Consider the following 12321-nt stretch of genomic DNA (forward strand, 5'->3'; position numbering starts at 1 on the left):
CCGTCCTCAGACACATGTACCGAAACCACCCCCTTACTCCCAAGACATTTTGGGATTTTTTCTATTTTTTTTCAAAAAGGCCGAATAAAAACGCTCAGGTTGCTTTACTGGAATAAGAATGTAAGCGCGATCAGGTCGAGGCACAGAATTTTATCAAACTTCGTCCGAAGCTCAATGGTGGCGGTATTGAGCTGATTCTGTACGGTTTTCTGAGCAATGTTGAGCCGCGCGGCAATTTCGGAGGTTGATAAGCCTTCGAAGTAATGTTGAAGAAAAATTTCGCGGCGCCTTGACGGCAGGGCTTCAATCCACAGGCTGAGCAGCGCACGGATTTCTTCTTCGAGTACCGTTTCGTCCGCGTGGCCCGCGGCGGCCAGGCTTACTTCGAAGGTGTTCAGCAGTTGCGCATTCTGCGGCTGGCGGGCTGTATATTTAAAAACCTGGAAACGCACGGCTGTGTGCAGGTAGGCCTCCACGTTGCCTACGTCGAGGGAACTTCTTCTCTCCCAAAAATCAATGAATACATTCTGAACAATGTCCTGCGACTGGTCTTTGCATTGCAGCCGCTTATAGGCCCCATTGAAAAGGCTTTGCCAGTGACGGCGGTATAACATCGTGAAGGCGTTCTCATCACCCGACTTTGCGAGGCTATACAATTCCAGATCATAAAGATGGTCGTCGTCGCGCATAGAATATCTTGAGAAAAACGAATTTAGCGATTTTCTCCATTAATGAGTTACGGCCTGTGCACGAAAACGCATATTTTTTGCCTGTCCATTTGCAACGACCAAATACCGTAATTCTGTTTATGCAAAACCATCTTGGTTTTGTATTACTTATACCCACTCGTTTCCATTCCAAAGTCCAGCGGCTGTAACAATTTTTTTGCCGTAGAACATAAGCCGATATTGTAGCCAGACGTCCATATCTTAATATATGTCATTGAATATCAGTTAATTAATATGTTTTTTCGGATCTGAGCTTACCCAGACTGAGAAGTACTCCTGTTTGGCGGTAGCTTTTCATTAAGCGGTCTGCCTTTTTGTTTCTGATTTTCATGTGTCTTTTTGATTAGCAATTCTAAATCCGCTGGTAGTCTACATACATAGTTATGTATACGTAGCACAGCATTCCAGGGATAAGCGCTGTGATCGAATACGGTAATCCCTTGCCTAAACCATAGATGGAATCCTGGATCTTGCCACTCAGCTTTTTGTTGTCATCGAGAACTACACGAAGCTGAATATCCATATTTTGAAACAGAGCCCGGTTATCCAGCAGGATAAGGAGGTACGTGTTAAGGCCATGAAAGTAAAAACCGCAGGCAACAGTCCGGAATTTGGCTCTAGACCATACTACGGCAAGCTATACCGTCCAAGATGAGTCATAAATTGCTTTGCCACACGACCATCAAACTCTCCGTTGCAGATAGTCAATCCCGATATCACACTTTCAGATCATCGACAAACAGGTTAGACATTTGTCCCGTTACAGGTACAAAAGCTCTTAAAGTCAGTTTGAGGGGCTTTTTTGCTTTCACAATTCTATAAAACCTTACTTTTAATCTTCAAGGCTATTGTGCCATGGTGCCAATTTTTTGAAGACACCTTCTTTAAGAAGTACAAGTTCGAAAGATGGTCCCCAACTCCAAAGAGATATTGTAAGCTTTCTTGATTAAGGGGTAACGCTCACAGTAATTTGCCACGTTTCAATTGCGAGGCGGTCCAGTTGTGGTAGTGTGTAAATTGCCGATATCTACTTCTTGCTTTTCAGACTATCTAAACTCTATGAAATTCCATTTCCTCTCCACAAGTTTTTTAACAGGCGCCAGTTTTTTGAACCAATCCGACAAATTCAACACTTTCATCCCGAGAATGGAGGATTTATAAGAGTTGATTTGGACACTGCTCGGCGAAGTGAAAAAGATTAATTATACCTACTTCATTATTGCGTTAAATACCCTGGGGACGTCAATTCCCTGCATGAAATAACCTCAATGAACTTATCATAGGTAAGCACGTCTCGTGTTTTCATCCGCTGTCCATAGTACAGGGCCGAACACCGATTGTCCAAAATCGGACGGTTACTGTTTAGTCTTATTTGCTAAATGATTGATTCTGTTGGTTTTATGCTTGTTTAGCCTTCTGGCATATCATTTGTTATACAGAAAGAGATTATATATTGAAATTGACAAAATCCTGCTGTTAATGAGAAGGAGTGATCTGGGTGAATTTGAGGAGGTTGTTCTGCTGGCGGTTGCAGCTTTGTCGCCAAACGCTTATACGATCGCCATCGCGGAAGAGCTGGAACGCGAAACGGGTAATATCGTGACGTCCGGTGCCGTGCATGCAGCCATGCAGCGACTTGAACAAAAAGGTTATTTAAGATCCGTCTGGGGGGACGCAACTGCGGAAAGAGGCGGTCGCCGGAAGAGGCTTTACGCGGTAACCGGGCTGGGTGGCCGGGTACTGGAAGAATCCAGGGCTGTTCGTAACCGGCTGTGGGACCGGATCCTGCCTGCCATCCGTCTCGAATGGAACTGATCATCTCCGAAAAGCCATGAAGTCAGAAAAATCAAAACGAGATCAGCCGCCCCGATATCTTACGAGCGTCATAAAAATGTTGGTTGCTCCACACTGGAAAATTCGGTGAAACTGACCACCCCAATTCGGTTTAAACTGACCACCTGTTCCGGGCGAAATTGACCACCCCATTTCGGATCAAACTGACCACCTGATTCCGGAGTAAACTGACCACCTGAGAGATTAGAAAATGCTGTAGAATCAACCATATTTTTGGCACGAACCAATCGTGTAAAAGGTATGGCCAATTCGACAATCAGCATGAGCAAAATAAGACAGATTTTACGGATGTACAGCCAGGGCCGCAGCAAGCTCTGGATAGCGGAACAGACAGGTGTTTCCCGCAATACCGCTAAGAAGTACATGACCACTTTTGATGCGAGCGGACTTACCTTTGAACAGATCAACAGCCTGAATGATAAAGAGCTGGATGACTTTTTCGGAACGGTTAAACAGCAGCCACCGCAAGACAGATTGTTGAATCTGCAACGTTGTTTTCCGCAAATAGACAAAGAATTAAAACGGACAGGTGTTACCCGTCATATGCTTTGGGAAGCCTATAAAAAGGAATTTCCGGAAGGATTTGCTTATACCCAGTTTTGCTTTCATCTGACCAAATGGAAGGCCCGCGTTAACCCTGTGATGCATCAGGACCATAAGGCCGGCGATAAGCTGTACATCGATTTTGCAGGTGTTAAATTAAGTATTGTAGATAAAGAGACTGGTGAATTAACTGAGGTTGAAGTGTTTGTGGCTATCCTGGGAGCGAGTCAACTCACTTACGTGGAAGCAGTCAGTAGCCAGCAAAAAGAAGATCTGATCGCAGCTTGCGAGAATGCACTTCATTATATCGGTGGTGTGCCGGCAGCAATTGTTCCGGATAACCTTAAAGCTGCTGTTATAAAAAGCAATAAATACGAACCTACGCTGAACGAGGCCTTTGCCGATTTTGCTGATCATTATGGGACTACGATATTACCTGCACGCGCTTACCGGCCAAGAGATAAGGCGTTGGTGGAAGGTGCTGTCAAAATCGTTTACAGCCGTATTTATGCGCCTTTAAGAAAGCAGGTTTACAACTCACTGACAGAGTTAAACGCAGCTATATTGATTGCTCTCGAGGCTCATAATAACCAACTGCTTCGGGGCCGTAATTACAGTCGCAGACTCCAGTTTGAAGAAATTGAGCGCAGTGCTCTGGCCCCGCTTCCGATCCTGCATTATGAGTTCAAAAAACAGCTACATGCCACTGTAATGAAGAACGGACATGTCTGCCTGAGCGTTGACAAGCACTATTATAGTGTCCCATACCGGTTTATCGGCAAGAAAGTCAAGTTGTTGTATTCCAATTCTGTGGTTGAAGCATATTATCATTACGAACGTATCGCCCTTCATAAAAGGCTTAAAAGTCCCTATAATTATTCTACCGATAAAGAACATCTGGCCAGTACACACCGCTTCGTAACAGACTGGACACCAGATCGATTCTTGGAGTGGGCTTCCTCGATCCATGAAGATGTCAGGTTGTATATTCTTAAAATCCTGGATCGCAAACAGCATCCCGAACAGGCCTACCGCTCCTGTATTGGTATCCTCTCTTTTGCGAAGAAAGCTGGTGAACAACGCCTGATCAGCGCGTGCCAAAGGGCTTTAAGCTATGGTATCTACAACTATAAAACAATCCAGACTATACTGGAAAAAAATATGGATCAATATGAAGACAGCCTGTTTGCAGACGAATTACCCATGCCCAAACACGATAATATCAGAGGCGAAGACTATTATCAATAATCCTTTAAACAATTAATAAAAATGAACACAAACACTTTGGAAAAGTTACGCAAGCTAAAATTTTACGGCATGTTCCATGCCTTTAAAAGTAGCCTGGAAAGTGGAAAGACTAATGATTACACGGCGGATGAGCTTTTAGCTCATCTAGTTGACGCTGAATGGGATGACAGAAATAACCGTCGGGTCGAACGCCAGATCTTGTACGCACGGTTCCGCTATAAGGCCATGGTCGAAAATATCCACTATCATGCTGATAGAAGTATTGACCGTAATCAGATCATGCGCCTAGCAGAATGCTCCTTTATTGGCCGAAATGAAAACCTACTGATCACAGGCAGTACCGGAATCGGTAAAAGCTATGTAGCATCTGCGATTGGTCATCAGGCATGTATACTTGGCTACCGCGTAATGTATGCCAGTACTCCCAAATTGTTTGCCAAACTCAAAATGGCCAAGGCGGATGGATCCTATATCAAAGAAATTACAAAAATAGAACGGCAACAACTTCTTATCCTGGACGACTTTGGTATCCAGCCGTTCGATGCCCAGAGCCGGGCAGCACTGATGGAAATCATAGAAGACAGGCACGGAAAAACATCCCTGATAATTACTTCTCAGTTGCCTGTTAGCAAATGGCATGAAGTAATAGGAGAAAAAACCATTGCTGATGCCATTTTAGATCGTATAGTACATGATGCACACCGGGTTGAATTAAAGGGGGAATCAATGAGAAGAAAACGAAAAACGGAGCTCGAAACCAGCTACGAATAATTATAACTTTTATTTACTAATTTTGAATCGCTTCTACTAGCATTTTCTACTACCGGCCGCCAGTTAATTAGGTGGTCAATTTGCCACGGAATCAGGTGGTCAACTTCTCCGAAATACCCAGTCTGAGAAACCTTTGCCTGCTCAATGGCATCGTTTTCCTTGTCCAACGCATCCCATCGGTGTTTAATGCGGATTTCTTGAAGGGCTTCGACTGCCAATCTTTGTACATGGAAGCGGTCAGTGACGCGCACTGCCCGCGGGAAACAACGCTTGGCGATCATAGTCATGCTACTGGCCATGTCTAAGGTTATTTCAGTCACTTTCTTGCGAAGTGATTCCGGAATTTTGCGGATGACCTCAATGACCGCTTCTGCTTTGGTGCCAGCCACAATGGCCACTATACTGCCTTTACCGCCTCTGGCTGCTTTGTTTGTAAGAATGGTGTAGAGTTCGCCGTGAGAAAGACTGGTCTCGTCGATTGATAGGTGGGATCCTAGATTTTGAGGAAAGAGCAGCCACTTTTTAGCATGGCCCCGTTGGTCCCAATTTTTAAACCCACTTTGAAAATCGCGGTATTGACGTAATAAGCTTTTGCCGTTAACCCCATAGAACCGTCCAATCGCCCAGGCGCTATTCGGGTTGATATCTACTGATATCTTTTAAAAAAGCCGCGAATTCACTAGTCATTCGCGTTCCTTTGCCTACTTCTGCCCAATCTCTGTACACTACTTTTCCTGTTTTGCTATTAAGCCATCTGCGGCGTTTAATGTGAAGAAAGACTTTATGGCCCCGAATCGGGAAATCCTGGACAGTAATCGTCGGGAAGAAGCCTTTGGAGAGCAGGTTCCTTCTTTCTGGATCAGTCTCGTCCGCATTTTTCTCATCAATATGCACGTGGAAGACACCATCCTGCCGGTCGATAGAAGTTAACTCAAAATTTTCGAGGATGAACTCAGGTAATAGAAACTGAATAATGGGTAAGAAACTCTCCAAAACGAACTGGTTTGATTAAAAACACAAACCTAGATAAATCCTATCCCCTCCACAAGTTTTTGATTTGATCCGTATTCTCTCATAACTTACTGAAAATCAAAGAAAAAGGGCTGCTCGTTATCGAGCAGCCCAGTCAATTTTGGGACAGAATCCCGTTCAGTACCCGGAGCCGGAGTCGAACCGGCACGAGTGTAACCTCATTGGTGTTTGAGACCAACGCGTCTACCAATTCCGCCATCCGGGCATTGATCTTCTCTGTTGGGAGTGCAAAAGTAGAGAGAAAAATAGATTACACAAGGGGATTATGAAAAAAAATGAGACATTTTGTCCATGACTATTTGCCTCGAACAATATCATTCATATCTCAATGCCTCAATGGGGTCAAGGCGGGAGGCTTTTATGGCCGGGTAAATACCGGAAATTACCCCCACCGCTACGCAAACCAGTATACCCATTGCCATCCATAACCAAGGTACTACAAAGGAACTTCCGGCACTGATGGAGTTGGATATGATGTTGCCGATGATAATTCCCAGAAACAATCCGCCGATTCCTCCTATAATGCATACAACGATCGCCTCGATCAGAAACTGGAACCTTATGACCCGCGGGGTTGCTCCCAATGACTTACGTATGCCTATCTCCCGGGTGCGTTCTGTAACAGAAACAAGCATGATATTCATCAGTGCAATGGAGGCTCCCAGTAGCGTGATGATGCCGATACCAAAGCCTCCCATGCGGAGATATCCCGATATATTCTCGAAATCTTTTGCCATTGCGTCGGCACGTTCTATGGTGAAGGAATCTTCTTTCCCTAGCTCATCATTTCTGATCCGTCGCATCAGTCCGCGCGCTTCTTCAACAATCAATTCTCCATCTGAAATGTTAGGTGCCGATGCGGTGATATTGTAAGTCAATGCCCGGTTGGCGGCGAGTCCCCGGCCACTGTCAAGAGGAACCAAAATAATTCGGTCAGAATCACTGCCTCCGCCAAGTGAGCCTTTCTTTTGTAATACGCCGATGACCTTGAATTTGGCACCCATGAAGGTGATTTCCTTATTGACGGGATCAAGGTCACCAAAGAGGTTTCTTGCAATTTCCTGCCCCAGGATCGTAACGTTCAACGAGTTTTCCAGGTCGTTCTTATTGAAATTTCTCCCCATATCTATCTTATATCCGTTGATGGCCAGGTACTGGTCGTCTGCACCGGTGACGTTACTATTGGGATTGGTCTTTTTTGATCGGAAATTGGCTTGCACGGCACCTCCGATGGGTGCAGATAGTGATACCGTTGCCTGGAACTCTTCACGGAAATGTCCTGAAAACTCCATGGCCTGGTGATAAGTGATCACAGGGTAGCGTTTCTCTCTTCTTCCGCCCGAACGGAAACGGTTGTCCTGGCGGTTCTCAACCGTAAAAGTATTGGCTCCCAAGTCAGCAAAACTGCTGTTTACTGAGTTTTGTATTCCTTCTATGGCCGTGAGGATACCAACCAGAGAAGTAATTCCAATCGCTATAATGAGGGCGGTAAGTACTGTCCGCAGCAAATTGGATTGTATGGATCTTAAGCCTTCGTCTACATTTTCCCTGATATTCATGCCACTGGTTTTTTTGATTTATATTGGTGCGTGCAAATGTCTGACATACCGGAGCGGAACATAATTGCAGATGCTTTTCACTTTGCCGTTTGCGTAATGCACCATATTTTATGATATTACGTTAATTACAGTATGCATAAAACTAAACGGGGTGTTCTGCCACGCATATTTTGATGTGTGGAACAGCGTACCGGATTGGTTTAACATCCGCATTACACATTTAGATTTTTATTTTGTAAAGCTGCACATGATACGTGAGAGATTCAAACCGATGAAACACTTCTTTATTCCGCTTATCATTTTTTTTATGTTGTCGGGATCCTGTTGGGCAAACAGGATACTGATCCCAATGGATGAAACGCAGAAAAATCATCTGAAAGCTTACGGGATATCGTATTGGATACTCAAAAATTTTGAGATCGAAATCGACTGGTTGCTCAATTACAGGGGCGGGAGCTTTCTGGTGCCTTATTCTCAATCATTTACTTCTGAAATGACCATACGGGGTATCAGTTTTAATGTCATTTCCGAGGGACAGGCGGGCGACATCCTGAACCAGATCAGTGCACCGGATGTGAATATGGACGCTGTAAAACTGCAAAAAGCGCCCCGGGTAGCCGTTTATTCACCAAAGTCCAAATTACCCTGGGACGACGCCGTGACGCTGGTACTTACCTATGCGGAAATACCTTATGATGTGGTATATGACGATGAGGTACTCAATGGTAAATTGCCGGAATACGACTGGCTTCACCTGCACCATGAAGATTTTACAGGTCAGTTTGGGAAGTTTTTTCAATACAAGGATTATCCCTGGTACCGCGAGCAAAAGCAAGAAGCAGAGGGTACTGCCGAAAAATTCCAGTTCAGTTCTGTTCCTCAAATGAAACTGGCAGTAGCCAAGAAAATATCTGAATTCGTATCAGGGGGGGGATATATGTTTGCCATGTGTAATGCAACCGATACTTTTGACATTGCTCTCGCAGCAGACGGAATTGACATTGTGGAAAGCATGTACGACGGCACCCCTGCGGACCCTACCGCCAATGGAAAGCTCAATTATGATAATTCATTTGCATTCAGGGATTTTAAAACGATACCTTATCCTTATGAAATCGAGTTCTCCGATATTGATAACCAGCCTGACGAAAGAGGCTTGACCGAAGCCAACGATTTTTTTACCCTGTTCCAGTTTTCAGCGAAATGGGATCCGGTTCCCAGTATGCTGACTCAAAATCACCAGTCAATCATCAAGGGATTTCTGGGACAGACCACCGCTTTCAAAAACAAATTTGTCAAGCCGGAAGTAGTAATACTGGCCGAAAACAAACCTGCCCACGAAGCCCGTTACATCCATAGCACGCACGGCAAAGGATTCTTCACTTTTTACGGCGGGCACGATCCTGAGGATTACCAGCACAGGGTAGGTGAGGAACCGACCGACCTTAACCTGCACCCCAACTCCGCAGGGTACCGGCTGATCCTCAACAATATCCTTTTCCCAGCTGCGAAAAAGAAAAAGTTAAAAACGTAATTTTAATTGGATACTTACCAGCCAGCCAGCGTCTCAGACATCCGTACCACCAAATATGCAAGAGGTACAAGTAAAAGCTGCGAGAGCAGCCTTTGAAAATTGGACAGGTAAAACCCCTCCGCCTTTCTTGTATGAACTGGCGAGAACATGCAAGAATCGGCTCTCGTTACAAGATAATGAAAGGTTTGGGGCTGAACGATATTATGAAAATGATAATCGCAACGATGCCCAGTACGGTTCTTGCGGTGCCTAGTGGCTTATTCTCTTCTGTTTCGGGATGTCGTACACCAAGGAAACGCCCAAGGATAAAGATAAAAGGCAGGAAGCCCGTATAGCCATCCCAGTCGGGGCGGATGTAGGTTACACCAAATTGTGCTACTACAATGATCAGACTGATCATCAGCCCGTTCATGGGATTGTCGCTGATTCGGCGGAAGCAGATGTATAAAAAGTAGATATAAAGAAAAAGATAAAACAGCTGTTCATAGAAAACCTCGTCGCTCCCTATGGCAAAGGATTCGGGGCGAAACAGACCGAGACCTCCGTAAAATGCAAAAAGGGCAAAAAGAACGGGTGCAACGACATTAAACTTTTCTTTACCTATCATTCCGTAAAGAATATGCCCGCCGTCCAGCTGACCAATGGGGATCAGGTTCAGTGAAGTAAAAAACAGCGCCAGGTATCCCGCAAAAATGAGTGGATAGTGAATCATCTCATAGGCATGCGGCAGGCGTGTCGGGTCAGCTACGTAGGTCTTGAAAAACCAGAAAAGCATATTGTCCCCCAAAATAAAGTTGCCGGCTGAATTTTCGTAAACAAACTGGGGATAACTCAGGCCGAAACGGGCATATTCCGGATGGATGGTAAAGATGAATTCTGGCGGCGGCAAATGGGTGAAGCCGTACCACAACACACCCAGCGCAACAACAAAACCTGCCAGCGGCCCCGCAATACCGATATCAAAAAATTTGAGCCGGGAAGTAACTACCGACTTAATCCTGATAAATGCGCCCATCGTCCCGATACTCTGAGAGATTCCAAACCAAAGGGGGATGTAGTAGGGCAGGGTAACTTTGACCTTATGCGCTTTGGCAACAAAATAATGGCCAAATTCGTGGACGGTCAGAATCAGCAGGAAAGGTACTGAAAATTGCAACCCGGCAAAAAACTCTTTCCAGCCCATGGGATGGCCCGTTACCGGAATTTTTTCCCCGGAACTTTTTTCGGCGATGAACCGGAAAAAATCGTAAACGAATGAGAAAATGTTGCCGTACATCCACTCTGCTCCAGCCATGGTGGTGGTAATGAGTGTCGCCAGAAACAGCAATCCCTGAATAACGTAAGTACGAGTATTAGACTGCATAGTCTTTCAGATAATCCAGGATTGTGAGTGGTTTTTGAACGTGGATTGCCTCAATCCCAAGCTTTGCAGCTCCGTTAATATTATCGAGGTTATCATCAAGGAAAATGGTTTCCTCAGCAGACAGGCCTGAATCGTCCAGTACCTGCTGATAAATCCTGATATCCGGTTTCATCAGACCCATTTCATAAGAGAGGTAAACTTTCTCAAACAGGTCGTCCAGCTTTTCTATACCGGTGGCTGCATGCAGAATTTTATGTACCTGGGTAATATGGATAGAACTGGTATTGCTTAACAGGAATAACCGGTAAGATTGTGAGAGTTTTTTCAGCAGTTCAACTCTTTCAAGGGGCAGGTCGAGCAGCAGGCTGTTCCAGGCTTTATCGATAATATGGTCGTCCCATTCATTATTATTGAGGATAGAACGGACAAAATTCCGGAAGTCGGCCTCGCTCAGAAATCCCGTTTCAAATTGGCGGAATACGTCATTCTCTCTGAAGATGGTTAGTACTTCCTTTTGATCTTTACCACTCAGGTCCGCAAACGACAAGGAAGCCAGCGGGACATCTATGTTGAGGATTACGTCCCCGAGATCAAAAATGATATTCTTTATTTTGTCGTTTTTCATTTAGCTGCAAGCCGTTGCATTGGTGATTAGCCGGTTGTTTAACGATCTTTGAATCAGATTTTGTACATTGAGCTAAGCCCACGTTATTCCACCACCACACCCATTGCGCAGAATTTATCGATGCGCTGTTCGATTCTTTTTTCCGGTTTTATCTTTGACAACTCTTTGATGTTTTCCAGAATGACTCTTTTCAGTTCATCTGCCATCCAGGAATGATCCAGGTGAGCGCCGCCCAGTGGTTCGGAAACGATACCGTCTATCAGCTTGTTCTGTTTCATATCCCGGGCTGTAATCTTCATGGCTTCGGCTGCCTGCTCTTTGAAATCCCAGCTGCGCCACAGAATGGCAGAGCAGTTTTCAGGAGATATTACCGAATACCAGGTATTTTCAAGCATCAATACCCTGTCACCAATCGCGATGCCTAAAGCACCTCCCGATGCTCCCTCGCCAATGATGATACAAATTACCGGTACCTTCAGCATAAACATTTCCTTCAGGTTTTTGGCGATGGCTTCTCCTTGCCCGCGTTCCTCCGCTTCCATTCCTGGAAATGCACCAGGTGTGTCTATCAGGGTAACAATCGGTTTGTTGAATTTTTCGGCAAGTTGCATCAGCCGCAGCGCTTTTCGGTAACCTTCCGGATTAGGCATCCCAAAATTACGATACTGTCGCTGCTTTGTATTACGTCCTTTTTGCTGCCCAATGAGCATAAAAGATTGTCCGCCCACGTTTGCCAGCCCGCCAATAATAGCCGGATCGTCCCTTACCTGCCTGTCTCCGTGCAGCTCAATGAACTCGTCACAGATGAGTTCTATATAATCAAGCGTGTACGGCCGGTCAGGGTGCCGCGAGAGCTGCACGCGCTGCCAGCGGGTAAGGTTTTCAAAAATTTCCTTCCGAAGGTCGGTGATGTTGTTTTCCAACAGTGAGATAGCGTCAGAGACATCCACATTATTCTCTTTTGCTAAGGCCTTCATTTCTTCGAGCTTTTTTTCCAGCTCTGCCATTGGTTTTTCAAAATCCAGATATGTTCTCATTGGGGTTATTCAACTTCATGGAGGTTA

12 protein-coding genes and 1 tRNA gene are annotated in these 12321 nt (G+C 45.1%); 4 read left to right on the forward strand and 9 right to left on the reverse strand.

Features of this window, described 5'->3' with window-relative positions; all coding sequences use genetic code 11:
* Positions 1–104: 104 nt before the first annotated feature.
* A complete protein-coding gene (locus KOE27_RS05835) occupies positions 105–689 on the reverse strand; it encodes an RNA polymerase sigma factor (RefSeq protein WP_215237882.1) in 585 nt (194 codons plus the stop codon).
* Between the two features lie 1518 nt (positions 690–2207).
* Between KOE27_RS05835 and KOE27_RS05840 the strand changes: the two genes are divergently transcribed.
* Positions 2208–2543, forward strand: coding sequence for a PadR family transcriptional regulator (locus tag KOE27_RS05840; protein ID WP_215237883.1), 336 nt, complete (start codon positions 2208–2210; stop codon positions 2541–2543).
* 68 nt (positions 2544–2611) lie between these two features.
* Here the strand turns inward: KOE27_RS05840 and KOE27_RS05845 are convergent, their stop codons facing one another.
* Positions 2612–2845, reverse strand: a complete 234-nt coding sequence (locus KOE27_RS05845; RefSeq protein ID WP_215237884.1) for a hypothetical protein — start codon at positions 2843–2845, stop codon at positions 2612–2614.
* Between KOE27_RS05845 and istA the strand changes: the two genes are divergently transcribed.
* Complete coding sequence (istA, locus tag KOE27_RS05850) at positions 2844–4373, forward strand: IS21 family transposase (protein WP_229252658.1); 1530 nt, start codon at positions 2844–2846, stop codon at positions 4371–4373. The two genes, KOE27_RS05845 and istA, sit on opposite strands and share 2 nt — an antisense overlap.
* A gap of 21 nt (positions 4374–4394) precedes the next feature.
* On the forward strand, positions 4395–5144 hold the full coding sequence (gene istB, locus KOE27_RS05855) for an IS21-like element helper ATPase IstB (RefSeq protein ID WP_215236847.1): 750 nt from the start codon (positions 4395–4397) through the stop codon (positions 5142–5144).
* Here istB and KOE27_RS29580 read toward each other — a convergent pair.
* The 4 genes from KOE27_RS29580 to KOE27_RS05875 form a co-directional block, all read right to left on the reverse strand.
* Positions 5135–5800 carry an ISAon1 family transposase gene (locus KOE27_RS29580; protein ID WP_310590062.1) on the reverse strand — a complete coding sequence of 222 codons (666 nt, stop codon included), beginning with the start codon at positions 5798–5800 and terminating at the stop codon, positions 5135–5137. The genes istB and KOE27_RS29580 overlap by 10 nt on opposite strands.
* Complete coding sequence (locus tag KOE27_RS05865) at positions 5775–6137, reverse strand: ISAon1 family transposase N-terminal region protein (RefSeq protein WP_215237885.1); 363 nt, start codon at positions 6135–6137, stop codon at positions 5775–5777. The genes KOE27_RS29580 and KOE27_RS05865 overlap by 26 nt, the downstream gene beginning before the upstream one ends.
* A 160-nt stretch (positions 6138–6297) precedes the next feature.
* Positions 6298–6381, reverse strand: a tRNA-Leu gene (locus KOE27_RS05870).
* A gap of 109 nt (positions 6382–6490) precedes the next feature.
* Positions 6491–7735, reverse strand: a complete 1245-nt coding sequence (locus KOE27_RS05875; protein ID WP_215237886.1) for an ABC transporter permease — start codon at positions 7733–7735, stop codon at positions 6491–6493.
* Between the two features lie 271 nt (positions 7736–8006).
* Here KOE27_RS05875 and KOE27_RS05880 point away from each other — a divergent pair, with 271 nt between their 5' ends.
* Positions 8007–9269, forward strand: a complete 1263-nt coding sequence (locus KOE27_RS05880) for an asparagine synthetase B (RefSeq protein ID WP_215237887.1) — start codon at positions 8007–8009, stop codon at positions 9267–9269.
* A gap of 166 nt (positions 9270–9435) precedes the next feature.
* Here KOE27_RS05880 and KOE27_RS05885 read toward each other — a convergent pair whose 3' ends face one another.
* The 3 genes from KOE27_RS05885 to KOE27_RS05895 all read right to left on the reverse strand — a co-directional run bounded on the left by KOE27_RS05885 (position 9436) and on the right by KOE27_RS05895 (position 12294).
* Complete coding sequence (locus tag KOE27_RS05885; protein WP_215237888.1) at positions 9436–10632, reverse strand: site-2 protease family protein; 1197 nt, start codon at positions 10630–10632, stop codon at positions 9436–9438.
* Positions 10622–11257 (reverse strand): HAD family hydrolase, encoded by a 636-nt coding sequence (locus KOE27_RS05890; RefSeq protein ID WP_215237889.1) that lies wholly within the window; start codon positions 11255–11257, stop codon positions 10622–10624. Before KOE27_RS05890 ends, KOE27_RS05885 begins: the two co-directional genes overlap by 11 nt.
* Before the next feature lie 83 nt (positions 11258–11340).
* Entirely contained in the window at positions 11341–12294 is a 954-nt protein-coding gene (locus KOE27_RS05895; RefSeq protein WP_215237890.1) for an acetyl-CoA carboxylase carboxyltransferase subunit alpha, read from the reverse strand.
* Positions 12295–12321 lie beyond the last annotated feature (27 nt).

The organism is Dyadobacter sp. CECT 9275 (assembly GCF_907164905.1).
Lineage (GTDB): Bacteria > Bacteroidota > Bacteroidia > Cytophagales > Spirosomataceae > Dyadobacter > Dyadobacter helix.